The sequence below is a fragment of the Aminobacter sp. MDW-2 genome, from assembly GCF_014250155.1.
Lineage (GTDB): Bacteria > Pseudomonadota > Alphaproteobacteria > Rhizobiales > Rhizobiaceae > Aminobacter > Aminobacter ciceronei.
Window position 1 is genome coordinate 421,227 of record NZ_CP060197.1, and the last position, 25,759, is coordinate 446,985.

At 59.1% G+C, this 25,759-nt stretch carries 22 protein-coding genes; 5 read left to right on the top strand and 17 right to left on the bottom strand.

The features are described from left to right. Nucleotides 1–45 precede the first annotated feature (45 nt). Nucleotides 46–1,392 carry a site-specific integrase gene (locus H5P29_RS02105; RefSeq protein WP_154385834.1) on the top strand — a complete coding sequence of 449 codons (1,347 nt, stop codon included), beginning with the start codon at nt 46–48 and terminating at the stop codon, nt 1,390–1,392. A gap of 721 nt (nt 1,393–2,113) precedes the next feature. On the opposite strand, the gene H5P29_RS02110 is transcribed toward H5P29_RS02105, so the two are convergent. The 10 genes from H5P29_RS02110 to H5P29_RS02155 form a co-directional block, all read right to left on the bottom strand. Further along, on the bottom strand, nt 2,114–4,063 hold the full coding sequence (locus H5P29_RS02110) for an acetoacetate--CoA ligase (protein WP_154385833.1): 1,950 nt from the start codon (nt 4,061–4,063) through the stop codon (nt 2,114–2,116). A 115-nt stretch (nt 4,064–4,178) separates the two neighbouring features. Further along, entirely contained in the window at nt 4,179–4,946 is a 768-nt protein-coding gene (locus tag H5P29_RS02115) for an SDR family NAD(P)-dependent oxidoreductase (protein WP_154385832.1), read from the bottom strand. Next, nucleotides 4,943–6,250 carry a histidinol dehydrogenase gene (gene hisD / locus H5P29_RS02120; RefSeq protein WP_154385831.1) on the bottom strand — a complete coding sequence of 436 codons (1,308 nt, stop codon included), beginning with the start codon at nt 6,248–6,250 and terminating at the stop codon, nt 4,943–4,945. Before hisD ends, H5P29_RS02115 begins: the two co-directional genes overlap by 4 nt. A 98-nt stretch (nt 6,251–6,348) precedes the next feature. Next, nucleotides 6,349–7,149: an enoyl-CoA hydratase/isomerase family protein gene (locus tag H5P29_RS02125; protein WP_182575127.1), complete on the bottom strand. Its 801-nt coding sequence runs from the start codon at nt 7,147–7,149 to the stop codon at nt 6,349–6,351. 59 nt (nt 7,150–7,208) lie between these two features. Next, complete coding sequence (locus H5P29_RS02130; RefSeq protein WP_154385829.1) at nt 7,209–8,417, bottom strand: ABC transporter substrate-binding protein; 1,209 nt, start codon at nt 8,415–8,417, stop codon at nt 7,209–7,211. A 54-nt stretch (nt 8,418–8,471) separates the two neighbouring features. Further along, nucleotides 8,472–9,230 carry an ABC transporter ATP-binding protein gene (locus tag H5P29_RS02135; protein WP_246340902.1) on the bottom strand — a complete coding sequence of 253 codons (759 nt, stop codon included), beginning with the start codon at nt 9,228–9,230 and terminating at the stop codon, nt 8,472–8,474. Then, a complete protein-coding gene (locus H5P29_RS02140) occupies nt 9,220–9,945 on the bottom strand; it encodes an ABC transporter ATP-binding protein (protein WP_154385828.1) in 726 nt (241 codons plus the stop codon). Before H5P29_RS02140 ends, H5P29_RS02135 begins: the two co-directional genes overlap by 11 nt. Further along, a complete protein-coding gene (locus H5P29_RS02145) occupies nt 9,942–10,931 on the bottom strand; it encodes a branched-chain amino acid ABC transporter permease (RefSeq protein ID WP_154385827.1) in 990 nt (329 codons plus the stop codon). The genes H5P29_RS02140 and H5P29_RS02145 overlap by 4 nt, the downstream gene beginning before the upstream one ends. After that, a complete protein-coding gene (locus H5P29_RS02150) occupies nt 10,931–11,791 on the bottom strand; it encodes a branched-chain amino acid ABC transporter permease (protein ID WP_154385826.1) in 861 nt (286 codons plus the stop codon). The genes H5P29_RS02145 and H5P29_RS02150 overlap by 1 nt, the downstream gene beginning before the upstream one ends. Before the next feature lie 145 nt (nt 11,792–11,936). Next, complete coding sequence (locus H5P29_RS02155; protein WP_154385825.1) at nt 11,937–13,094, bottom strand: mandelate racemase/muconate lactonizing enzyme family protein; 1,158 nt, start codon at nt 13,092–13,094, stop codon at nt 11,937–11,939. Nucleotides 13,095–13,423: 329 nt separating this feature from the next. On the opposite strand from H5P29_RS02155, the gene H5P29_RS02160 reads away from it, so the two are divergent. Together H5P29_RS02160 and istA are read left to right on the top strand one after the other, a co-directional pair. Continuing rightward, nucleotides 13,424–14,452 carry a LacI family DNA-binding transcriptional regulator gene (locus tag H5P29_RS02160; protein ID WP_182575126.1) on the top strand — a complete coding sequence of 343 codons (1,029 nt, stop codon included), beginning with the start codon at nt 13,424–13,426 and terminating at the stop codon, nt 14,450–14,452. A gap of 189 nt (nt 14,453–14,641) precedes the next feature. Beyond that, nucleotides 14,642–15,295 (top strand): IS21 family transposase, encoded by a 654-nt coding sequence (gene istA / locus H5P29_RS02165; protein WP_246340901.1) that lies wholly within the window; start codon nt 14,642–14,644, stop codon nt 15,293–15,295. A gap of 149 nt (nt 15,296–15,444) precedes the next feature. Here the strand turns inward: istA and H5P29_RS02170 are convergent, their stop codons facing one another. From H5P29_RS02170 to H5P29_RS02200, 7 genes are all read right to left on the bottom strand, one after another. Beyond that, nucleotides 15,445–16,617: a serine hydrolase gene (locus H5P29_RS02170; protein ID WP_154385823.1), complete on the bottom strand. Its 1,173-nt coding sequence runs from the start codon at nt 16,615–16,617 to the stop codon at nt 15,445–15,447. 155 nt (nt 16,618–16,772) lie between these two features. Beyond that, nucleotides 16,773–17,807 (bottom strand): porin, encoded by a 1,035-nt coding sequence (locus tag H5P29_RS02175; RefSeq protein ID WP_154385822.1) that lies wholly within the window; start codon nt 17,805–17,807, stop codon nt 16,773–16,775. Next, on the bottom strand, nt 17,758–18,621 hold the full coding sequence (locus H5P29_RS02180) for an ABC transporter ATP-binding protein (RefSeq protein WP_154385821.1): 864 nt from the start codon (nt 18,619–18,621) through the stop codon (nt 17,758–17,760). The genes H5P29_RS02175 and H5P29_RS02180 overlap by 50 nt, the downstream gene beginning before the upstream one ends. Beyond that, nucleotides 18,618–19,487: an ABC transporter ATP-binding protein gene (locus H5P29_RS02185; protein ID WP_246340905.1), complete on the bottom strand. Its 870-nt coding sequence runs from the start codon at nt 19,485–19,487 to the stop codon at nt 18,618–18,620. Before H5P29_RS02185 ends, H5P29_RS02180 begins: the two co-directional genes overlap by 4 nt. A gap of 2 nt (nt 19,488–19,489) precedes the next feature. Next, the gene (locus tag H5P29_RS02190; protein WP_154385820.1) at nt 19,490–20,416 is read right to left on the bottom strand and encodes an ABC transporter permease; all 927 of its coding nucleotides are present in this window, start codon (nt 20,414–20,416) and stop codon (nt 19,490–19,492) included. Nucleotides 20,417–20,507: 91 nt separating this feature from the next. Continuing rightward, a complete protein-coding gene (locus tag H5P29_RS02195) occupies nt 20,508–21,569 on the bottom strand; it encodes an ABC transporter permease (protein ID WP_246340900.1) in 1,062 nt (353 codons plus the stop codon). An 18-nt stretch (nt 21,570–21,587) separates the two neighbouring features. Continuing rightward, nucleotides 21,588–23,228, bottom strand: a complete 1,641-nt coding sequence (locus tag H5P29_RS02200; protein WP_371818649.1) for an ABC transporter substrate-binding protein — start codon at nt 23,226–23,228, stop codon at nt 21,588–21,590. Between the two features lie 373 nt (nt 23,229–23,601). On the opposite strand from H5P29_RS02200, the gene hisC reads away from it, so the two are divergent. Next, nucleotides 23,602–24,777 carry a histidinol-phosphate transaminase gene (hisC, locus tag H5P29_RS02205; RefSeq protein ID WP_154385818.1) on the top strand — a complete coding sequence of 392 codons (1,176 nt, stop codon included), beginning with the start codon at nt 23,602–23,604 and terminating at the stop codon, nt 24,775–24,777. Further along, nucleotides 24,770–25,507, top strand: a complete 738-nt coding sequence (locus H5P29_RS02210) for a TetR/AcrR family transcriptional regulator (RefSeq protein ID WP_182575125.1) — start codon at nt 24,770–24,772, stop codon at nt 25,505–25,507. Before hisC ends, H5P29_RS02210 begins: the two co-directional genes overlap by 8 nt. Nucleotides 25,508–25,759 lie beyond the last annotated feature (252 nt).

A 25,759-nucleotide genomic window follows, 5' to 3' on the forward strand; every position in this document is an offset into this window, starting at 1 on the left:
TGGCGCTTCCGCGGAAGCAGGCGGGAAGGTGCAAGAAGGCGACATATGGCCAGACTGACAAAGCGCGTTGTCGATGCCACCGAAACACGTGGTGTGGATTATTTCATCTGGGACGACGAGTTGCCCGGGTTTGGACTACGCATATTTCGGTCAGGAAAACGAAGCTACCTCGTCCAGTACCGCGCCGCCGGCCGTACCCGCCGCTATACGATTGGGATTCACGGCGTATGGACGCCCGAGACCGCCCGTCGTGAAGCTCGAATGCTTCTCGGAAGAATCGCCCAGGGCGAAAACCCATCCGAGGAACGGCGCCTCGATCACCAAGCCATCACTGTGAAGGAACTTTGTGAGCGATATCTCGAAGATGCTGACAATGGCTTGATCCTAGGCAAAGCGCGCCGACCTAAGAAGATATCTACGCTGACGATCGACAAGAGCCGGATTCGCCGTCACATCGTCCCACTTCTGGGCACCCGTCGCGTCAAGGACATCGCTTCCACCGACGTCAACCGCTTCGTCCGGGACGTCACGGCCGGACGGACCAAGGCCAATGTGAAAACGAAGGCGCGAGGTCGCGCAATTGTTCGTGGTGGAGCCGGAACAGCCGCCCGTGCACTAGGGTTGCTCGGCGGCATTTTCACATACGCAATTGAACAAGGGATTATTGAGAAGAACCCAGCCCACGGCGTCAAGAAGCAGGCCGATCGTATCAAAGATCGCCATCTGACAGAGCAGGAGTATCGCGAACTCGGAGTGATTTTGCAGAGGGCTCGAAAGAATGTCGCCTTGGGCACTTCCGTCGCAGTGATACGGTTTCTCGCCCTTACGGGATGTCGGAGAGGCGAAGTGCTGAGCCTGAAATGGGCGGAGGTGGATGAGGAAAATAGCTGCCTTCGATTTGAAGACAGCAAGGAAGGAACCTCCGTAAGGCCGGTCGGGCTGTCCGTTCTGGATTTGACTGATGGTCTTAGGACTGATGAACCGGGCACGTTCGTTTTTCCAGGAACGGCCGAGGGCAAATCGCTGGGTGGCTTTCCAAAATATTGGAAAAAGGTTCTCAAGGGGACGACGCTTGAGGGCATAACACCCCACGTGCTCCGCCACAGCTTCGCCAGCATCGCCAACGATCTTGGATTTACGGAAGCCACAGTTGCCGCGTTGCTCGGTCATTCTCGCAGCACAGTCACGAGCCGCTACATCCACACCATTGATACTGCACTGATCATGGCGGCTGACACAATCGCGGGCTACATCGATGGACTGCTGGACGGCGTGCAGTTTAAGCGAACTTCCTACGCTCTCGATCGGACGGCAAGACAGGCCGCTCTCTCACGCTTGTTTTCTGAGGTCGTGACAAACGAGACTGCCGACGTCGAAGCGCGTGCAGCGTAGCCAATAATGATTTTCTGTTGTGCAATATATAACTGCCTACCTCAAAATAATTCAAACTCGTCATCTTCTACAGATATACAACGCCTGAATTGCTGAATCGTCATAGGCAACATCCAGTTGGTGGGCGCAGAGAGCCCAGTTCCCTAAAGTCGAGATCGTAGGGGTTGCCTCTGCGCCCCCACGGGCCGATCAGACCTTGCTAGAGCACACGCAATCATCCTTACAGAGCGTCGGCCCGATCGAAGACGGCGGCGCTCCACTGAGGTAATGACTTCGACCCGCGCTCAACTCGACGTTGCCCCTGCAGCCTAATCCGATTTGAAGTTCGTTCCAATGAGCACATGATGAGCAGATCATTGGGATTGGAAGAGCACGACGTCGTAATGTCGGGCCGCCGATCTGTGTGACAGGCATCATGTGATGCGATTCCTTGATCTACCAGTGAAAGGCCAAATTCGGTGGCATGTAGGTGTCCGAGGCGAAGTACCTCAAGGTGTCGAGGACGAGAACACACTGCTTATGCGGCTTCTGGCCTTTGCCACGGGCGACCCGTTCGCATCATTGATGGCAAACCGATGACGAGGCAATCTGATTGCGCGATGCGGAGCTTTTCGCGTCCACGCCACCGATTTGCGACGAAGCCCATCGGTCAGCTCGGTGACTACGACAAATGGATTCCGTAGCCGACAACAGTCATTCGACCTCGCGCAACCGGTCTCGTCTACGTGGAGAGCGCCTCCAAACCCGTGAACAGTGCCAACGCCTCCGGATTCGACAGAGCCTCCCTATTCCTGACCGTTCGGCCATGAACGACCTCGCGGACTGCAAGCTCAACCACTTTGCCTGATCTAGTGCGGGGAATATCATTCACCGCGATAATCTTGGCAGGTACGTGACGCGGCGATGCTTGGTGACGGATGCGCGCCTTCATCTGTAGGATTAACTCGTCGTCAAGCGCTATACCGGACGCCAGGCGGACAAAGAGAATAATACGTTCGTCGCCCTGCCATTCCTGCCCGATACACAGTGCCTCAACGACCTCTTCCATGTTTTCAATCTGATTGTAGATCTCGGCCGTGCCTATGCGAACCCCGCCGGGGTTAAGCGTGGCGTCTGAACGGCCATGGATGACCATGCCTCCATGCTCCGTCCATTCAGCGAAGTCACCATGACACCAGACCTTATCGAACCGTTCGAAGTACGCCGCTCGGTACTTCGCTCCGTTGGGGTCATTCCAAAACATGATTGGCATGGACGGAAAAGCTTTGGCGCAGACAAGCTCCCCTTTCCCGTGACGTATGGGACGACCAGCGTCGTCCCATACGTCCACTGCAAGGCCCAAGCCCGCCCCCTGGATTTCGCCGCGCCACACCGGCTGAAGTGGATTACCGAGTACAAAGCAGGAAATGATGTCGGTGCCGCCAGCGATCGACGCGAGATGCACGTCCTCCTTGATACATTCATGAACGAAGCTGAAGCTGTCCGGAGATAGTGGCGACCCTGTCGAGGCGATCAGGCGTAGGCTCGCAAGATCGTGGGTCGCAGGCTTGAGCCCGCTCACGCGCAGCGCGTCGATGTACTTCGCGGAGGTGCCAAAAATGGCGAAGTGCTCGGCCTCTGCATACTCGAAAAGGACTTTTGCATCCGGCGCGAAGGGAGACCCGTCGTAGAGACAAAGCGTTGCACCTGACGCAAGGCCACTCACAAGCCAATTCCACATCATCCAGCCGCAGGTGGTGAAGTAAAAGAGCTTTTCACCAAGTTGTAGCCCGCAATGCAGTCTGTGCTCTTTCAGGTGCTGCAACAGCGTGCCGCCAGCGGAATGCACTATGCATTTTGGTACTCCGGTCGTGCCAGAGGAGAACAGGACGTAGAGCGGGTGGGAGAATGGTAAGCGCGTGAATGTCGGCGCCTCGGCGCGATATGGCGCGATGAAATCTTCGAGCGTCCGTGAGTCCGCTATCTTACGTGCCACGTCCTTTGCATCGCCTGCGTAGTGCACAATCACGGATGGAGCGCCTAGCCGCGCCGCGATTGCGGGTACTTTTTCCGACAAGTCCTGTTTCTTGCCGCCATACCAGTAGGCGTCACACGCCACAAAAAGCTTCGGGCCAATCTGGCTGAAGCGATCTAGGACTCCCTGTTCCCCGAAATCTGGTGAGCAGGATGACCATATGGCGCCTATCGATGCGGCGGCCAGCATGCACGCGACCGTTTCTGGCATGTTAGGCATCATCGCGGCTATGCAATCGCCTTCCCCGATGCCCATCGCTGTATATGCTTGCTGAAGCTGCGAAACCGCAGCGCGCAGCCGATCCCACGACCAGCGATCGGCAGCCTTATCCTCGCCACGAAAAACGATCGCGTCGGCGCTGCTTGCGCTCGCCAGCAGGTTTTCCGCGAAGTTCAACCTTGCATCTGGGAAGAACTGCGCCTCTCGCATCTCACCTACATCGACCAAGGCGCGAGCACCGCGCTCACCCTTGACGTTGCAGAAATCCCAAACCTCACTCCAGAATTCCTCTCGATTGTCAGTCGACCAAGCATGCAGGTCGGCGTAGCAGTGCATTTCCATGCCATACTTGGAGTTGCAACTCTCCATGAAGGCAGCCATTGGAGCTGCGGCAGCAGACGACGCCGAAGGCGTCCAGATCGGTTGGGTATCGTTCATGCGGGAAGCTCCGCTGTCGGTGACGCGAATGGAGTGCGACGCATGCCCCGGGGCCGGTTCGCTATTTGAAATAGAGGCGGTGGGAAGGGCGCTTTTCACCCCTTTGCAGAGGGCCTTAGCCTGCAGTCCATCCACCATCGATCAGAAGGGAGGTTCCCGTGATCATCGAGGCGGCGTCACCCGCGAGGAAAACGACAGCACCCATGATGTCCTCGATTTCGCCCGCCCGCCCCAGCTTGATCTTCGAAGTGATCCAGGCAGCCCTCTCGGGATCGCTGAACGTCGGCTCAGACAGCGGCGTGCGAATGAAGGTCGGGCAGATGGTGTTGACGCGGATGTTGTGCGGCCCGAGCTCAATCGCTGCGGATTTGGTCATGCCCTCGATTGCGTGCTTGGTGGCGGCGTAAACCGTGCGGTCGATGCCGCCGACGTGGCCCATCTGGGAGGAAATCGAGATGATCGAGCCGCCCTTCCCCGCCCGAACCATGCCGCGCGCCACGGCCTGCGTGGCGAAGTAGGCTCCGCGAAGATTCACGCCCACGACAGCGTCGAAGTCCGGCACTGTCGTGTCTACCATGGGAGCATGCCGGGCAGCGCCGGCGTTGCTGACAAAAATGTCGAACGGTCCCGCTTCGCCGATCACCGCGGCAGCGGCTGCGGGATCGTCGACGTCGAGCTGCAAAGCTCCTGCCGAAAGCCCTGCGGCAGTGAGAGCTCGCACCGCCTCCTCCACTGCCTCCAGCCCGCGGGCAGCGCACACCACGTGCGCGCCCGCTTCGGCCAGGGCCACCGCGCACCCCAACCCGATGCCACGCGAGGCGCCGCTTACCAGCGCCCTGCGACCATCAAGCCTGAACGATGGAGTGCACGGCAACTTCGTCATTCTGCCGCCTCCGCGTAGGGCACATTACGGTGACCATAACGGCGAACGCGCACGTTGGCCTGCTCGGCATGGCCGACGAAGCCTTCCAGCATGCAGAGCCGCGAGCAGTACTCGCCAATCAGGGCCGACGCTTCGTCGGTGAGCACTTTCTGGTAGCTGTGCGTCTTGAGGAACTTGCCGACCCACAGACCGCCCGTATATCGCCCAGCCTTCTTGGTCGGCAATGTGTGGTTGGTGCCTATCACTTTGTCGCCATAGGCCACGTTGGTGCGCGGGCCGAGAAACAGCGCGCCGTAGCTCGTCATGTTCTCAAGGAACCAGTCGTCGCGGTCCGTCATCACCTGGACGTGCTCGGAAGCTATGAAATCGGCCTGCTCGAGCATCTCCTCATAGCTGTCGCAGACAATCACCTCGCCGTAATCCTCCCAGGATTTCGCCGCCGTGGCTCCGGTCGGCAAGATCTTGAGCAGGCGTTCAATTTCGCTCATCGTCTCGCGCGCCAGCTTCTCCGATATGGTCAACAGCACCGAAGGTGAATTCACCCCATGTTCGGCCTGGCCGAGCAGGTCGGTGGCGCAGATTTCGGCGTCGACGGTTTCGTCGGCGATCACCATCGTTTCGGTGGGGCCCGCAAAAAGGTCGATTCCGACCCGTCCGAACAGCTGACGCTTGGCTTCGGCAACGAAGGCGTTGCCTGGCCCAACCAGCATGTCGACGGGCGCGATCGACTTGGTTCCCAGCGCCATCGCGCCGATCGCCTGGATCCCGCCGAGACAATAGATCTCGTCGGCGCCGCCGAGATGCATGGCCGCCACGATCGCCGGGTGCGGCGCGCCGCCCTGCGGTGGTGCCGAGGCGACCACCCGTTTCACCCCGGCCACTTTGGCGGTAACCACGCTCATGTGGGCCGACGCGACCATCGGGTACTTGCCGCCCGGAACGTAGCAGCCGACCGAATTGACTGGGATATTGCGATGTCCGAGGATCACGCCTGGTAGCGTTTCAACCTCTATATCACGCATCGAGGCCTTCTGGGCTTCCGCGAATTTGCGCACCTGTTCCTGGGCAAACTTGATGTCTTCGAGATCGCGCTTGGCGACCTGCGACAGTGCCTCTTCAATCTCCCAATCGCTTAGCCGGAAATGGCCAGGGGTATATTTGTCGAACCTCTCCGACAGTTCACGCACTGCCGCATCGCCGCGTGTTTCGATGTCAGAAAGTATCGCCTCGACGGTCGCACGGACACGTGCATCATCTTCGGCGCGCGCTGCTTCGCTCTTGGCGGTCTTCAAATGACGGGGCATTTTTCGCTCCTTGCCACAGCTGTTGGTTGCTGCAGCGTTATGACTGACAACAAAATGAAGGTGGCTATGTCGGTTGTTGTTAACGTCAGCGGTGCTGTTTACGTGCCGGTGAAGTGCGCGGCCCTTTTTTCCATGTGAGCGGCAATTCCCTCGTCTGCATCACTGGTCCATTCGAAAGCGGTGCGCAGTTCATCCGACAGCGCGCGTGCGGCTTTGAACCCTGTTTCCAGGCGCATCTGCATGATCTTTTTCGCACCGCGCAGTGCGAACGGTCCATTCGCGACAAAGGCACAAGCCATTTCGTCGAGTGCTCGTGGGACAGTCGACTGCGGAACAATCGCCTGCACAAAGCCGATCTTCTCCATCTCGGCAGCATCGATTTCTCGAGCAGAACAGATCAGTTCAAGCGCCCGAGCGCTTCCGACGATGAGGGGCAGCCGAACCGGGGCACCAGCTCCTGGGAACCCTCCCCATTTCGCCTCCGGCATCGACATACGGCTATGATCAGCCGCAATTCGGATATCGCAAGCGAGCACCAGCTCCACCGCACCGGCCCGAACGAACCCGTTAATGCCAGCGATCACTACCTGCGGCAGCGCCTCGACAGCGTCGAACGTCCTGTTGGCAAGGCGCACCACGTCCAACACGCCTTCTTTGCCGAGACGGAGTTTTATGCTGGGAGTAAGGATACCTTTGGAAAAATAGAGGTCCCCTTCTCCCCGTATAGTAACCACATGGGTCGTGGCATCGTCTCTCAACCTTTCGCAGGCGGACAGAAGCGCCTTAAGCACTTCAGGATTGAGGAGGTTGTCCTCTGCCTGATTGTCAATGACAATGCTCGCTATTCCCTGCCCTAGTGTCATGCTGACACCCGGACCGATCGCTTCGTTCTTGTTCATGCGCACCTCGGCGGCTGCGTGTTGCCGGCGCTGAGTGGCTGGCAACACGCAGCCTGACATCAGCTAACCCACACGGGCTTCATTTTCTGGCGTTCGGTTGGCCAGACGGTAGCCATTTCGCCGGACCGCCATTGGATCATGATAGGCTCGGCGAGCACATTGTGACCAGTATCGTCGAAGTCGGCAGCGCCGCCTGGCATCCCATCAAGCCACCCTCCTTCGAAGCGTTTCGCGGCAACTGCGCCACGAAGTGCTTCCGACGTTGTCGCCGCTGCTGTTTCGAGCGACTGGCCGAGAACCTCGATCAACGCCGCATGTTCGATCGCATCATGCACCATCGGATAGTTGAAACGGTCGCGGTAGCGTTTCGCGTGCGCCTCGTCCAAATCGTAGTTCGAGGAGTTGACCGACAGCACGCCTTCAGAAAGCTCGCCAAGCGCACTGGCGAATTCTGGAAGGATGAAACCGCCCGCTCCGCCTACCACCGGAAGGAGAACCTTTTGCTGCCGCATTGTTCGCACGATCTGCAAAGTATCGTTCAGGTAGGACACAGCGAACACGACCTGTGCCTCAGATGCCCGAAGCTTGTTGATGAGCGGAGTGACGTCTGTAATTCCCTGCGGGTAGGCTTCGTCCATGACGAGCGAGAGACCGGCAGCCTGGCTTGCCTTCCGCAAACCTGCCGATTGCGATGTCCCATATGCCGTATCCTCGTAAAGGATAGCTGCGCGCTCGAGCTTCGCGCCAGAGGCAGCAGCAATTTCGATGCTGCCAGTTACCTGGGCTTGGCCAAGCGTTGACGCCTTAGGATTGAGACGGAACACCGTCTTGAAGCCGCGTTCGGTTAGCTGATCGGCATAGGAGATCGTGAGCAATGGAATGCCACGGCGCTCCATGACTTCGGAGACCGCCAATGTAAGCGAGGACACATAGGCACCTATTACCGCGACGACTTCATTCTGCGCGATCAGGCGTTGCGCGGCCGTTGCCGCCGCAGTCGGAGCAGAGGTCGAATCTGCAACAATCAACCGGATTTGGGCACCACCCAAAGCTTTGATGCCTCCGGCCGCGTTGAGTTCTTCCACCGCCAGTTCAAGTCCGTTCTTCGAATTGATGCCAAACTGAGCGCTGGGACCGGAAAGCGGGAGCACCACACCCACGTTGATGTCCTGGCCTTGTTGGGCCTTCGCCAGCCGCGGCATCAGCGCAGTTGCGAGAGCAGCTCCGCCCATGCCAAGCACGCGCCTTCTGTTTACAAAAATGTCCATAGGTTCCTCCCTTTCAACTCTGCACGTTCGCCGTGTTTGGCTCGTGCTTTCTCGCTAGATCCCAAGATAGGCAGCGCGCAGATCGTCATTCGTCGCCAGATCTGCGCTCGTCCCTTCAAGGACGACGCGCCCGGACTGCAGCACATACCCCCGCCTGGCGACGCTTAGGGCCAGTGCGGTATTCTGTTCGACCAACAGGATCGCAGTCCCCGCACGGTTGATCTCGACGACGGCACGGTGCAGTTCCTCCACCATCAGCGGCGCCAGTCCGTGGCTGGGCTCGTCGAGAATGAGAAGCCGTGGTGACAGCATCAGCGCGCGCCCAATCGCCACCATCTGCTGTTCCCCGCCGGACATGGTACCGGCGCGTTGGCGACGGCGCTCGGCAAGTCGCGGAAACAGTTGAAACACGCGATCCATCGGCGCCATGAAGGATGCCTCACGCCGTCTGCAATAGCCGCCGAGAAGAAGATTTTCTTCAACGGACATGTCGGTGAACACATGTCTTCCCTCGGGCACATGAGCTATGCCAAGCGTTGGGATTTCGTGAGGCTTCAGGGTCGACAAATCCTGCCCGGCGAAGGCGATCTGCCCCTTGCCGCGCGGAACGATGCGAGAAATTGCCCGCAGCAGCGTGCTCTTGCCTGCCGTGTTCGCGCCGATGACGCAGACAAATTCGCCGTCGCCAACTTCCATCGTTACGCCGTGCAGCACGTCGCGATTATCGTATCCTGCATGGACATCGCGAAGTACCAGAAGTCTGGCGGCGGACGATGGCGGACCAAGCCGATCTGAAGGCTTATCAAACATCATGTTCGCGTCCCAAATACGCTTCAACCACCTCGGGATGGCGCGCGATATGCGCCGGCGGTCCGTCGGCGATGAGCTGGCCAAAGTTAAGGACGAAAATCCGATCGCAGACCGACATGATGGCGCGCATGTGATGTTCGACGATGACCACAGTCAGCCCATCCTTCCGCAGGTCGCGGATCAGGCCGATGACCTCGTCCATCTCCGCGGTATTCAGTGCCGCCATGACCTCATCAAGCAGCAGCACCTTCGGCCTCGTGCAAAGGGCGCGAGCCACCTCGACCCTTGCCCGCTCCGGGAAGGAAAGACTCCCGGCGCTGCGTTGCGCGATGTCGGAAATCCCAACTCGCTTAAGGCAGTCCATGGCGAAGCCGCGGGCGCTCGCAACCCTCGAGTGCACAAGGCCGCCAATCAGGACATTGTCGAGTACGCTAGATCCTGCGAAAAGCGACACGTTCTGGAATGTTTTGGTGAGGCCGTTTGCGGCGATCACGTGCGGCCGCAATCCCGTTACATCCCGGCCGTTCAAGGCCACTTTCCCTGCGCTAGGACGATGCAGACCGACCAGCGTAGAAAACAAGGTGGATTTTCCGGCGCCGTTGGGACCGATCAGGCCTACGATCTCTCCCGTGTTGACTGCGAAGGTCACATCCGAGAGTGCCTGCAGGCCGCCAAACCGTTTCGAAAGGCCCTCGACAGACAAGAGCGGGGTATTCATGTCCGCGCCTCCGTCTTGGATGACATCACCTTTCCGGAAATACGCGCGGCCAGTTTCTTCGCGAATTCGGCGAGGCCCTGTGGCTGGAGCAAGACAATCGCCATCAGTAACGCGCCGTAAGTCAGCTGTGACAGGCCGGCCGCTCGATCGGCAAGCATTACATTGGCGAACTCCTCGAGGGGAATGATCAGCAGCGCACCCAAAAGAGGACCAAAGAGCGTGCCGATGCCGCCAACGATTACGATCAGCGCAATGCGGATTGATATCTGAAGCGCGCCAAACACGGTGTCTGGGTCGAAGAAAAAGTTCAGCTGGGCGTAAAGGGTGCCAAGCATCGCCGTTAGCGACCCGGATATCACGGCAGCATGGATCTTAACGCGGGTGGTGTTTACACCGATTACCTCGGCAGCATCCGGCCCTTCTTTTACGGCACGCAGTCGGTAGCCGAGCCTGCCTTGCACAATTATCACGAAGATCATGCTGACCGCCACGAAGGCGGCGAGCATAAGATAGTAGTACGACCGCGTTTCATTAAATTGAAGCATTGCCAGTGACGGCTCACTGAAGGGAACGGATAGGCCAACAGGCCCCCCGGTCAGAGAAGACCAGGTGTTTGCAATCACCCGAAAGACCTCGGCAAAGGCCAGAGTCCCAAGCGCGAAATAATGCCCCTTTAGTCTCATCGTTGGCAGGCTGAGCAGGAAGGCGGCGATTCCGCCGAGCACTCCTCCGGCGAGCATCCCGATCCAAGGCGATATCCCGAAATGAATGAGAAGCAGCGTGGAGGTGTAGGCGCCAAGTCCAAAGAAGGCGGCATGGCCAAGTGACATCTGCCCGGCGAGTCCGCCCACGATGTTCCAGGCCTGGCCCAGGGCGGCAAACAAAAGCGCGAGCGTGAGGATCCGGATGTAGTAGCCGTTGGGCTCCAACGCGAGGGGGATAAGTGTCGCGAAGCAGATCAAAAGGAAAGTCTGTCGCATAGTCATCACGCACGCCCCATCAACCCATCCGGCCGAAGCGCAAGGATGGCAATGAAAACAAGGAACAGAACCAGATTTTGCAGTTGGATCGGAAACATCAGTGCCGAGACCGACGTGATGACGCCGACAGCTAGCCCGCCGACCACAGCTCCGGCTACGCTTCCGAGTCCGCCCAGCACCGCGACGGTGAACATGAGCACCACGAATTGGCTGCCAGCTGTTGGAAACACCGAAAGATAAGGCAGGACCACTGCGCCACCGAACGCCGTGAGGCCCACGCCAAGACCAAATGCAATTGCCATCACCCGATCGATGTTGATGCCAATCAGGCGCCCGGCCATCGGGTCGATAGCGGTAGCGCGAATGGCCATGCCGAGCCAGCTGCGGTTAAGTACCCACCAGAGTGACACACCACTGGCGATCGACATCAGAAATGCTGCGAGATACGGCAGACTGACGAAGAAAGGGCCGATCTGCAGCGATTTCGTCTGGTAGGCCGTTGTCACGGATCGGATTTGCGAACCGAACGCGAGCAATGCCCCGTTCTCCATGACGATGAGCAAGCCGACGGTTAGAAACACTTGCGATACCGCGGGGGCTTTCAGCACCCGCTGGATAATCGTCCGCTGCAGTCCGTACCCCAAGGCGAAAACAATGCCGAAAGCCAGGAAAGCCCCGGCCAGTGGATCCAGGCCCAGCGCCGCCCATGCGAAATAGGCGATGTACATCCCCAGCATCAGAAACTCGGCCTGAGCAAAGTTGACGATGCCAAGCACGCCGAACACCAAGGTCAGCCCGATGGAGATAACCGCGTAGACGCCGCCCACCATCAGGCCGTCGATGATCGCTTGCACAAGACTGGTCATGTGCAGAGCCTCCCCGATCCGCCGCATCGATACTCGACCAAGCTTGTCACAACGCTGACGCTGCGCGTTATCGCGCCGCCCCACGCGCAAGTTCCGGCGTACAAATACGCTGTCATGGCTCCTTCTCCTCCCAAAGCCGGATAGCCTAGATCAATGCGTCTTCGGATTGTTGAACCGCCCGGCCCGCGCTATGCCGCAAACGAGCGAGATCAAGCTTGACCCCAAGACCAGGGCTCTGCGGCAGAAGCAGCATCCCGTTCTCGGACTTTAGGTCACCAGACATCAGGTCGTCTTCCAGGCGCAGGAAACCGTTCATCTCGCCAGGCAACTTCAGGTTCGGCAACGAGAAAGCAAAATGCGCCTCCGCCGAATTTGCGATATAGCCCGCCAAGCCATTCCCGACTGTCATGGGAATGCCGGCAGCCTGAAGGATAGTTGCTATTTTCCGCGCAGGGAAAATACCGCCAACCTTCATAAGCTTGATCTTGACCGCGTCGGCTGCACGGCGATCAATGATCCGCAGCGCGTCCTGGGGAGTGCGCACCGCCTCATCCGCGATGATCGGGGAATCGATAGCGGCAGCCACTCTGGCCAACCCCTCAACGTCCCAATCAGCCAGCGGCTGTTCGAATGCGGTCGCCCCCGCCTTTTCCAGCGCCCGGATCTGGGCGATCGCCGTGTCACTGCGAAATCCAACAAGGTGCAGAGACTGGCTGAAGTCAACGGCGATCCCGATGTCATCGCCAACAGCGGCACGGACCGCCGAGACGTTGGCTACGTCTTGCACCGGATCCGCCCCAACCCGCAGGTTGATGAACCGATAGCCCTGCTGCACATACCCAAGCGCCTGCTGGGCAAGCTCTTCGGATGGAAGAATGCCGAGATGCGGCGCACACAGCGGGATACGGTCCCTGACTGCGCCGCCGATAACGCCCACCACGGGTCGACCTGCTGCCTTGCCGATGATGTCATGGCAGGCAAGATCGACGGTGCAGTGAGAATAAAGATGCCCCCGCGCGACGCGGTTCATTCTTTCGTGCAACGATTCCAGATCGAACGGGTCGCAGCCCAGTAACGCGGGGGCGAGTTTTCGCTCGACGACATCGACGATGGATTCCTGGTATTCTTCAAAGGGAGAATAGAGCGCCGCACTGGTGGTGCTTTGTCCGTAACCCGCTACCCCTTCGTCAGTCTCTATGACAGTGATCACCGAAGTGGCGATCCGCCTGTCGACCAGGGCCGTGATGTAAGGGACACGCATTGGCGCGGCGACGGCATATGCATGGATAGCTGTAATCTTCATGAGTTCCTCCGTTGCACCCTAATTAACCCGAATTGCAACCGCTTGCAATAACAATCTCAAAAATCTTATATATAATTGATTTTGTTTTATAATTTTGCTATGCACCCGCTTGCCATCTGAGCGACGCGATGAAAACGGCTCCCAAAATGTTCTGGGGCGAGTGGAAATGAACGCCTATATAAATCCCTTGTGTTGGGACGGTCTTGCGGCGCGCGCTTTTGCTGGATTGCTGTGATAGGTGTAGATAACAATCAGCGATGCACTGCGATTCCAATGCAAGCGGCGTCAACGCAACGGAAAGTGTAACTTACAGGGCTGTCGAGAAAGTCATGACCAACGGCTCGAAAGATCCAAAGCAAGTCCTGACGGCGCGTGACGTCGCCCAACTCATGGGCGTGTCGACCTCGATGATTTCCCGCGCATTCAATCCAGAGGCAAGCATATCCCCCACAATGCGTAAGCGGATAATGGAAGCTTCCGCGGCGCTCGGCTATCGCCCTAACGTTATTGCCCGAAGCCTCTCGACCCGCAGCAGCAAGATCGTGGCGATCATCGTTGGTACTTTGGAAAACCCGTTTTATGCGCAAGTTCTTGAGAAGCTAAGCCGCGAACTGCAGCTTGCCGGGTATCAATCGCTTCTCTTTAGCCTCGCCCCGGGCCAGGACGTCGATAGCCAACTTCCGTTTCTGGTTCAGTACAACGTTGATGCCGTCGTGATCGTATCCGCAAGTATCTCCTCCGGCATTGCCAATGATTGGACTAGAAGCGGGCGGAAAGTCATCCTGTTCAATCGCACACTGCCCGATGCTTCGATTCCCAGCGTCTGCTGTGACAACTTCACAGGTGCAAAGCTCGCCGTTGATCATTTTGTTGAAAGAGGGCGGCGGCGGCTCGCATTTGCCGCAGGCAGACGTGACACCTCGACCAATGCAGAACGCGAACTCGGCTTCATCAGCCGTCTGGCGGAACTCGGCAAGCCCTTCGCAGCAAAGGCGGACAATCCCCACTGTAGTTTTCAAGATGGATACAATGCGGCCCTAAAGCTCGCGGCACATAAGCCTGACGCCATCTTTTTCGCAAACGATGTTATGGCCCTAGGTGGAATCGAAGCGATCCGAAAGGAACTGGGCCTGAACGTGCCTGACGACATCGCAGTAATTGGCTTTGATGATATTCCTATGGCCGCGTGGCCAACTTACTCCCTAACAACCATCCGCCAACCATTGGATGCGATGGTGGAGAGCGCAGTGGATCTTGTTTCGGATCAGAGTGGGGTCGATGAACTGAGGGTCGTTCATCCCGTACAACTGGTGGAGCGAGCTTCAACGAAGGCTACTTCGGACGAAAAGGTCCCTTAACAATTCTCGCGTACCGCCTTTGCTGCCATGAGGGCGATATGCCACGCTCTGAGCGCATAAGCTGAAGAAGCCGGGCGTCACGCTGATGATCCTGTGGGAGGAGTATCGTGCCGTCCATCCCGGAGGCTATGGCTACAGCCGCTTCTGCGACCTGTTTCCGCAGCTTCGGATAAGCGGTTTTCACCGACGATGCGACAGGAGCATGTCGCCGGCGACAAGGTCCTCGTGGATTATTCCGGCAAGAAGATCGCCATCGCCGATCTCCTGACCGGCGAGATCCGTGAGGCGGAGATCTTGGTCGCCGTTCTCGAAGCATCGGGCTACACCTATGCGGAAGCGACCTGGACGCAGACACTCTCGGACTGGATCGGCGCGCATGTGCGCATGTTCGGCTTCTTCGGTGGCGTTCCGCGCCTGATCGTGCCCGACAACCTGAAGTCCGGCGTCAACCATGCATCCTTCTACGACCCAGAGATCAACGGCAGCTACGGCATGATGGCTTCGCACTATGCCGTCGGTATCCTGCCAGTCCGACCACGACGCCCGAAGGACAAGGCCAAGGTCGAGAGCGGCGTGCGATTCGCCCAGACCTGCATTCTCGGCCGGCGGCAGCGGCAGACCTTCTTCTCGCTGGCCGAGGCCAACGCTGCGATAGCGCAAGCGCTGGAGCGCATCAACGATCATGTCATTCGCCGCCTTGGCGTCAGCCGCCGCCATCTCTTCGAGTTTGCCGAATGGCGCCTGGCCCGTGTCGCCACCGACTACCATGTCGAGTTCAAGTCCTTCTTCTATTCCGTGCCGCATAGTCTCATCCGCCAGCAGGTCGATATCCGTGCGACCTGACGTTCGTATAGGTGACTGGCAAGGGCGGGAGGACGTTCGGTCATGACGCGACCTACGACGCCACACCCCACGTCCCGTCTAACACGAGGCACCTCCTTCGAGGACAAATGTGAGTATGGTTCAACGAATTCCGAACCCGCGAGGGCTCATCACGCAAGCTTCGCCCCCGCGATGAGATCTTCAATTATCGAAGCCCTGAATTTGTTCGTTTCCGCCGTCCCATCAATATTCATCAGCACGGCCACTGCGTGGCTTTGGTCTTGCGACAGAACCACCATATTGGAAGCGCCAAAATCGCTGCCGGAATGCCCTACGAACTCACGCCCGTTGATTTCCTCCGAAACCCAGCCAAGTCCCTGGTAAGATGCGATCTTCGGATCGACCTGGCCGCGCAATGTCTCAGCGACCAACCGTGCGGACAAGATTTCCTTCTTGCCGGTTTCTCGTCCCAGCATGGCATGCAGCGATTTTGCAAGATCGGCAACTGAACAGCGCAGCATGCCGGCGGGAACGTCCGGATATCCTTCCTGCGGCAGTTCGGTGAACGCGCCATTCTCAAACCTATAAGGCTTGGCAAGCACGTCTGGCGCGAACTCCTTCAGGTACCAATGGGCATTTTGGATGCCGAGCGGTTCGAAAAGGTTGGCCTCAACATAGGACGAAAAGCTCTGCTTGCTGACCTTCTCGACCACGTAGCCGGCCAACGCAACGGCAACATTGCTATAGTCCCACTTCGTGCCGGGCTTCGATTTGAGAAAGGACGTCTTGGGCGAATAGGTGCTACCGCCTTTCACAAGGTAATCCAAGAGAAAGCTCGACAAGCTTTGCTTCGGATCACCCTCTGAAGAAACGTCGCCATAGCCCTCATCCGAGATGCTGGACGTGTGCGTCAAGAGGTGATGCGCGGTGATCGGAACTTCCGGATGGTGAGGGTTTCTAATGGGAAAATCGATGAAACCGTTGATGTCATCGTGCAGGTTGTGCCCCTGGCGCTCAAACAGCTGGATCAGGGCCGAAGCAGTGAATAGCTTGCTGATAGACGCCAGATGGATAGGCGTGTCGACGGTGAGCTTTCGCTGTTGTTTCAGGTCGGCATAGCCGAAAGACGCGGCATAGCGTACCGCCTTGTCGTTGGAACTGATTGCAACGGACGTGCCCGCTACCTTGGCAGCCGTCATGCGCGCCGGAACTCCCGCCTCGAAATCGCGGCGCCAGGTTTCGAACGACCGGCTTTGCTTTTCGCTAGCCAAAGCAAATGGCCCCTGGGGGACGAAGAGCCCAGCCAATCCCATCTTGAGCAATGAGCGTCGTGTGGAGGTCATAATCAATCTCCCTTTTGTGGCGGTCGTTCCGCCGGTTGAATTTGGAATTTGGATGAGGGATTTGTTGCACCGCGACCAGAATTGGGACGGTGCATGCAGGTTGTCACCGGATGACAGGCGTACCTACAGCAGTGCGCGCCATGACCGCTCTCGTTTCAGAAATCGCACCCAATGCTGACCGTGCCGGCAAATGCGGCATCGGGTTTCGACGGGTCGCTGCCGAATGATGTGTAATTCAGTTCGGGAGTGATCATGAACCCCGGAACAACTTCGTAGTCCAGGTTGAGCGCCAAAGCGTATTTTCCTGAACTTTCGTAGGCGGCTTGGCTATTGAAGGTAACCGTCGGCGAAAGGCTTACAGAAGCGCCGCCCCATGCGGCGTATGTACCGTTCCACGCCCCAAAGTAGTTTGGCTTTTCAGGATCCGATTGATAGCCACCCATGATGAAGACTGACAAGGTATCGCTCAGCTTCAAGTCCAGCCGTACCTTTGCCGCGGCTTCTTCGATCACCGAGTCATAGCCAATGACTGTCGCGATTGCTCCCCAGGGTCTGTCGAGTTTTAGTCCACCGACGAGGTGCGGCACATAGCTGCCAATCCTATAGTCGTGCTCATCATCATTAGACCCCTCTTCAACACCAAACATCGCGGACAATCCGTCGCCGACATTTGCAGTGTAGTTGATCTGATTGGTCATGCCGCCCGCATAGGCAATGACATCGTCACTAAGAACATTGCCCGCAGAATCCAGCCAACTGTCGAATTGCGAACCTGAAGCGCCGACTTTCAACCCATTCAGGTCAATAGTTAGGTCTCCAAGGGTCATGCCTTCATCAATACCGTCAACGACGCTATCTTCGAACTCGATATAAGAGCTCAGCATTCCCAATTCGGTTTGGGACCGGGTCTCCGCATACAACGTTGCAGTCACAGTCTGGCTCAATGACCTTAGCCGCTCGCCCGAATAGACGTCGGCACCCCCAGTGACGTCATAGCCGACAGACCCGCCGATCTTGAGGCAGACTTCGCTTTGCGGAAGCTGGTAAAAACCAGCGCCCATCGCGTCACAAGCGCGAACATATTGAGCTGGTTCCTCATCGCTATTTGCCGCTGTACCCGCTGCATAAACGTACGGCACTTCAAGCAGAAGGGCGCTCAATCCTCCCAGGACCAGGCCTTGTTTCATCATGTTCCCCTTGTTGTTTAGTTATTGATTTTATTTTCAATTCCGGAAAATTCCGTTCAGAAGGGCTTTGCCGTCCGCGCGCAAATCCCTCGCTCGCCTTGAGAAGTCGGCGGGTGTAGTCCTGCCCGACGCGACCGGAGGCGAGATCGCTAGCTGCCAGTTGCTCAACCGCATCGCCGTTCTGCATGACCATCAGCCGCTCGCACATATGGTTGATGACGGCGAGGTCGTGGGAGACCATCAGGAAGGTGAGCTTTCGATCGCGGCGGACCTGTTCGAGCAGGTTCAGCACCTCCGCTTGCACCGAAGCGTCGAGCGCCGAGGTCGGCTCGTCGAGCAGAAGGATCGAGGGTTCGAGGATCAGCGCGCGTGCAATCGCCACGCGCTGACGCTGGCCGCCGGAGAGCTGGTGCGAGTAACGGAAGCGGAAGCCATTCCCGAGCCCCACCTCGTCCAGCGCGCGCCGGATACGGTTCTCGCTGTCGCCGATGCTGTGGATGGCAAGCGGTTCCTGCAGCAGCCGATCGACAGTCTGGCGCGGATGCAACGAGCCATAAGGATCCTGGAACACCATCTGAACTTGGCGATAGAAGTCGCGGTCGCGGCGGCGGCCAAGCGTCTTGCCGTTCACCACAATGCTACCCGAAGCCACCGACGCAAGCCCTGCGATGGCGCGCAGCAGCGTCGATTTGCCGGATCCGGATTCGCCGACCAGGCCGAAGGATTCACCGGGTTCGACCGTGACGCTGACGCCCTTCAGCGCACGGAAAAGGTTGAAGACGACCTCCAGCCCCTCGACGTAAAGCGCTGCCGTCATGCCGCCCACTCCGCCTTGCGCGCCAGCACCGGCAGCGGGTGCCGGTCGGAGCCGATCTTGGGCATGCAGTTGAGCAGGCCTTGCGTGTAGGGATGCTTGGCCTGCGACAGTTCGGAGGCCTTGAGTTCCTCGACGACCTTGCCGGCATACATGACGATCACCCGGTCGCAGAATGTCGAGACCAAGCGCAGGTCGTGCGAGATGAAGATCAGCCCCATGCCGCGTTCGGCCACCAGCTGGTCGAGGATGCCGAGTACTTCGAGTTGCACGGTGACGTCGAGCGCCGAGGTCGGCTCGTCCGCAATCAAAAGTTCCGGGCCGGCGACCAGCATCATGGCGATCATGGCGCGCTGGCCCATGCCACCCGATACTTCGTGCGGATGGAGGCCGTAGACGCGCTTGGGATCGCGGATCTGCACCGCCGCCAGCATGTCGAGCACGCGCTCGCGCGCCTCGGCCTTGGAGACCTTTTCGTGCGTGCGCAGTGTCTCCAGAATCTGCCGGCCGATGGTCATGACCGGGTCGAGCGAATATTTCGGATCTTGCAGGATCATGGCGATGCGCTTGCCACGCAGTTTGCGGCGCTGGCGCGGCGAGGCGGCGAAGAGATCGATGCCATCGAACTCAAGCCGCCGCGCCGTCACTTCTGCGCGCGGAGCGGTCAGGCCCATGATAGCGCGGCCGGTCTGCGACTTGCCCGAGCCAGATTCGCCAACGATGCCCAGCCGCTCGCGACCGAGCAAGAAGGAGACTCCGCGCAACGCATGCACAACGTTTGTGCGTGTCGGATAAGTGACGCGCAGGTCGTTCACTTCGAGCAGATTTCCGCCCGCTGCCCCAGCTGTCCCCATGTTCGTGGCCCTCATGTTCATTGGTCGCTGCTCCGCGGATCGAGCGCATCGCGCAGGCCCTCGCCCAGAAGATTGAAGCCGAGGCTGACAATGAGGATCGCCATGCCGGGCATAGCGGCCACCCACCACTGGTCGAGGATGAAGCGGCGTCCCGAAGCGATCATGGCACCCCATTCCGGCAGCGGCGGCTGCGCGCCAAGCCCGACGAAGCCCAGGCCGGCTGCGGTCAGGATGATGCCGGCCATGTCGAGCGTGACGCGCACGATCAACGATGAGTTGCACATAGGCATGATGTGGCGCAGCACGATGCGGAAGGGCGAGGCGCCCATCTGTTGCACCACCTTGATGTAGTCGGAGCTGCGCACCGTCAGTGTTTCGGCGCGCGCGATGCGCGCATAGGGAGGCCAAGCAGTGATGGCGATGGCCAGAACCGCGTTCTCAATGCCGGGACCGAGTGCCGCGACGAAGGACAGTGCCAGGATCAGCTTCGGAAAGGCCAGGAAGATATCGGTGACACGCATCAGCACCGAATCGGTCCAGCCACCGGCATAACCGGCTACCGTGCCGACCAAGAGACCGACAGGTGCCGCGATGACGGCAACCAGCATCACCACTACCAGCGTCAGGCGCGAACCGTAGATGATACGCGAATAGATATCGCGGCCGAGATCGTCCGTGCCGAGCCAATGCTGAGCGGACGGTGGCAACAGCCGGGCGTTCTTCAAGTCACCTGCCACCGGCGAGTAGGTCGCGAGCTGATCGGCGAAGGCGGCAATAGACAGCAAGACTATAATGATAAAAAGCCCGAACACCCCCAACCGGTTGGCCAGAAAGCGTCGCCACGTCGCATAGGCGCGACCCAGACTAGCTTGCCAGCGCGATGCTGGCCGCTCAGAAAGCAACCATCCGCGACGGGACATCGTCGGTTGTTCTACCGCGCTCATGATTGGTCGCTCCAGAAAATGGTGTGAACGAGACCTTCTCCCCCTTGCGGGCGATGGTCGGGGATTGAGCTGACACAGGCGACCATCCAGCTCATTGCGCCTTTGTCCTCGGATCGAGCAGCCGGTAGAGCAGGTCCGCAAATAGATTGATGGCGATGAACACTGAGCCGATGACGACGGTGCCGCCCAGCACTGCGTTCATGTCCGCGTTCTGCAGCGAGTTGGTGACATAGAGGCCGATGCCGGGCCAGGAGAACACCATCTCCGTCAGCACGGAGCCCTCGAGCAGTCCGGCATAAGACAGCGCGATCACAGTCACCAGCGGCACGGCCGCGTTGCGCAGCGCATGGCCCCAGATGATACGCGTTTCCGAAAGGCCCTTGGCGCGGGCGGCCACAACATATTCCTGGGAGAGCTCGTTCAGTATGAAGGAGCGTGTCAAGCTGCTGATATAGGCCAGCGAGAAATAGCCGAGCAACGAGGCCGGCAAGAGGATATGACGCAAGACGTCTTTGAAGACGTCCCACTGCCCTTGAATGGCCGAATCCAGCAGCAAGAAACCGGTGATGGGCGTGAACGAGTATTCGTAGGCGACGTCGAGGCGACCGGGGAATGCCGCCCATTGCAGCTTGGCGTAGAACAGCACCAGCGACAGTAGGCCCAGCCAGAAGATTGGCATCGAGTAGCCGATCAGGCCGATGACACGCACGATCTGGTCGAACAGGCTGCCGCGCTTGACCGCCGCCAGAACGCCGAGCGGAATGCCGACCACGGAGCCGATCAGCGTTCCGAACGTTGCCAGTTCGATCGTGGCCGGGAAGACACGGCGAATATCGTCCATGACCGTATTGGTGGTCAGCACGGATCGGCCGAAATCGCCGGAAAGCACGCCCTTGATGTAGATGTAGAACTGCTGGATCAGTGGCAGATCCAACCCCATTTCGCGCCGGGTGCGCTCGACGACACTGGCCGGCGCGCGATCGCCGAGCACCGCCAGCACAGGATCGATGGGGATGACCCGACCGATGAAGAAAGTCACAGCCAGGAGACCTAGATAGGTCATAATGGCGATGACGAGGAAGCGGGCGACGAATGCAAAATGCGCAGCGGCATTGCTTCCGCCAGCCTCCGCCTGCGCTTCGGCTACGCTCAAGCGATGCGGTTCCACCGGCTATTCCTTTGTGATGTTGCCAACAAAATTGGTGTCGAAGCTCGGCCCGAGCTTGAAGCCGTTCACGTTGCTGCGCACACCGGCAACCTCGATCTGCTGGTAGATGAGGGCGAACGGGCTGTTGTCGAGCACTTCTTTTTGAAGATGCCGGTACATCTCGGAGCGCTTGGCGGAATCCTTCTCCAGGAGCGCGGCCTCCGTCTCCTTCGTCAGGTCCGGCAGATCCCAGGCGTTGCGCCAGGCCAGAGTCTGGACCCTGCCGTCATCCGAATTGTCGGGATTTGAGGCAAAGGTCTGGGAATTGGAGTTCGGATCGAAGTAGTCCTGCCCCCACTGACCAATATAGATGTCGTGGTTGCGGGCGCGGTATTTGGTCAGCGTCTGCTTGTCGTCGCCGGGGATGATCTCAATCTTGATACCCGCCTCGCCGGCCGTCTGCTGGATGGATTCAGCGATACCCGTCACCGGCTGACTATTGCGCACGTCCATGGTCACGGAGAGCCCATCCTTCAACCCGGCCTTCTCTAGAAGCCCTTTGGCCTTGGCGACGTCGAGCTTGAAGGGATTCTCGTCCAACTCACCCAGCACGCCTTTGGGCAGGAAGGTCTGGTGGATCTCGCCGATGCCCTTGATCAGGGTCGAGCCGATGGCATCGTAGTCGATGAGATACTTGAACGCCTGCCGCACCTCGGGCTTGGCCAGATTGGGGTTCTTCTGGTTGAGGCTGATGTAGTACACCGTGCCTTTCGGCGCGCTGGCGATGGTAATGTTGACGTTCTCGGCCATGGCGTCGAGATCGTTCGGCTCGAGGTTGCGAGCGACGTCGATGTCGCCGACTTCAAGCGCCAGCCGTTGGGCCGAGCTTTCCTTCATATGGCGATAGACGACGCGCGCGAGCTTGGCCTTCTCGCCCCAGTAGCTGTCGTTGCGATCAATGACGACCGCCTCGTTGGCGCGCCATTCACGCAGCTTGAACGGTCCCGAACCAGCCGTATGCGTCTTTAGCCAGTCGTTGCCGAAGTCATTGTCGTATTTGTAGTCGACGCTCGGCGTGACCGGCTTGATGTGCTCCAGCACCACCTGCTTGTCGACCACGGCGGCCACCGTCGACGACAGGCAGTTCAGCACGAAGCTAGGCGCATAGGGCTTGTCGACCGTGAAGACGAAAGTGTCGGGAGCGGCGGCCTTGGCCTTTTCGGCAACATTGTCGCCATTCAGTCCAAACTGACCGAGGATGAAGGCCGGGCTCTTGTCGAGCTTGACAAGACGCTCGAACGACCAGGCCACGTCCTCGGCGGTGACTGGGTTGCCCGAGGCGAATTTGAGGTCTGGCTTCAGCTTGAAAGTGTAGGTCAGCCTGTCGTCGGAAATGGTCCAGCTCTCGGCCAAGTCGCCTTTGAACTTGGAGGTGTCGGCAAGGTCGGACCGCACCAGAAGGTCGTAGATGTTCGCGCTCACCTCGGCGGCGGACAATTCGAACGCCTCGCCAGGATCCATGGTGATGATGTCGTCGATGGCGAAGCCTTCGACCAGCGTATCGGCCGGCGTCACCGCGAATGCGGGAGCCGCAGCCATGAGCATTGCTGACAGGGCCGTGCCGGCGAGCCAGCGGCGGGAGCGAAAGGCGATATTTTCCATCATCATGTGAATTCTTCCCTTCGGTTGCCGGAGTTCCCCACTCCGCGCGGCTTCGATATCCGTTTGTGCCGAGGACCCTCCAGGCCAATGCGTCCGCTCGATGCTCCCAACCGCATCCAACGTTTTCGACACAGCAACGAGTACCCCTTGTCCGCTTCATTGAGTTTTTTTGTTCAGTGGACAATAAAAGATTATGTATATACTTTTCCTGTGTCAACGACATTTTTCTGCCAGAGTTACAGGCCGCTCGGTGCGCGTTGCGAAGGATGAACGCGTCGGGAAATCAGCGTTCGCGCGCAGCCCCGGAGACTGCCCGCGGTGGAAGAGTGACGTCGGGAAACGTCACAAGAAGCGAGCCATATCAGAAGGTTGGAACATGCAATCAGTTCAGCAGAACGTCCTCAGCCCGCGGCAGGAAGTCGCCGCACTCCCCACCTACAACGCGGGCATTTCCGCCGCCGTCGCACGGCGGATCAGCGGGCGGGAAGACATTGCGGCATTGGCGAGCAACGAAAATCCCTATGGCGCATCCCCGGTAGTAGCTGCGGCGCTGGGGGCACTCGTGCCGTCGCGCTACAGCGATCCGGCGTCTGGCGCACTGCGGCAAGCGCTTTCGGAGAAGCTCGGCACTGTCCCCAATCGGATCGTCTGCGGGAATGGCTCGGAGGAGCTTATCGCTGCCCTCTGCCGTGCCTATTTGCAAAAAGGCGATACCGTCCTGACCATTTCGCCCTGCTTCGGCCTGCACGAGATCGAGCCCTTAGCAGCCGGTGCGCAGGTGATCAAAGTGCCGATGACCAACGCATTCGACTATGACGCCGATGCGCTGATGCACGAGCTCGCGCGCAAGCCGAAGATCGTCTTCATCTCCTCACCCTCGAATCCCGTCGGAACGGCCATGTCGCGGCCTGAACTCGACCGGCTGCTGGACGCGGTGCAGCCCGGAACGCTGTTCGTGCTGGATGAGGCCTATTTCGAACTGGTCGACCCCGGTTATCCCGATGGACTGAAGGTAATGCCCCTTCGCCCGAACCTGTCCTGGGTCGTGCTGCGCACCTTCTCCAAGGCCTACGGTCTCGCCGGCTTACGCGTGGGCTACGGCATTTCGTCGGACGAGGGCATCGCCCGAGCCATGCGCGCGACCCTGACGCCCTTCAATGTCAACGCCGCCGCGCAAGCAGCTGCTGTCGCCGCTTTGCAGGATGACGACTGGATGCACGAGGCCACCGCGAAGATCCGGTACGACCGTAGCGTCCTTGCCGATCACCTGCGCGAAATGCGTGTCCGCGTTGTCCCGTCGCAGGCGAATTTCCTGTTCCTCGATCTGAACGCCAAAGCCGCACCCGTGGCTAGGGCCTTGCTTCAAAAGGGCATAATTGTCAAACCATGGATGGAGGCCGGCTATACAAACTTCCTCAGGGTGAGTATCGGAACAGCAGGGGACAATGAGCGATTTGCACAGGAACTCGGGCGTGCCCTCGGTCCTTGCCTAGCCGAAACGAGAGGCAACTTTGACCAAAAGGCCGGCGTCAGGAAAGCGCTTCGTGGGTAGAGCCGCCGCCATCGGCCTGACCCGCGAGCGCGTCGTCGAAGCCGCCATTGCCCTGATTGACGATAAGGGCCTCGTCGGATTTTCCGTCCGTGCCCTCGCGCGCCGCCTCAATGTCTATCCGGCCGCTCTATATTGGCATGCCGGTGGCGCCAAAACGGATTTGCTCGCCGAAATCTCGGGCGCGCTGATTGCCAGTCTGATGACGCCCGAGGACCTTTCCGATGACTGGCGCGAAACGATCCGGATTCTCTTTCGGCGCTTTCGCGCACGCGTGCACGAGCATCCGCACGCCGCGCCCCTGCTCGGCCCTCATATCCGCTCAAACGGCGCCCCGAACGCGCCCTGGGTCGAGATCATCCTGAAGGCGCTGACCGAAGCCGGATTTGAAGGCCAGGCCCTGATCGATGCTTTCAACTCGGTAGTCGGCGCTCTGGAAGGGTATATCACCCTGGAACTGGCCGCCGACGGCGCGACCGAGGGCTCGGAGTGGGTAGAGGGCTTCGACGCGGGTCTCGATGCGCTTGACGCCGCGCGCTTTCCGTTGGTCAAGCGCCACCTGCCGCAGATGTACAACCGGTCCTTCGTGATGCGCTGGAAAAGCGGGGATGTCGCCCCACTTGATGACGGCTACAACTTCCTGATCGAGACCCTCATTCTGGGTCTTGAGGCACAGGCCAAACGTGGCCGGAGCAGGGAGGTCGAACCGGCCACGCCAGCCACGACTGGGTGACGGCAGACGGGGTCCGAGTCCTTGCCCTGCGCGTCCAGATCCATGAATCGCGCGCTTGCGTCGGCCTGAACGGCAATCGGGGCGTCTGGACGTCACGCCCAAAATGCAGGACCTAAACTTCACCTGAAGAGGCAGGCTTGGGATCAATGTTACCCGCGCCAGTCCGGCGCCGGCGGCTTCGCCATGAATTGGCCCATCTGCTGAACCTCCTCGTCGCCTGGTGCGCAAAGCAGTGAACAAGAGAGCCAATTT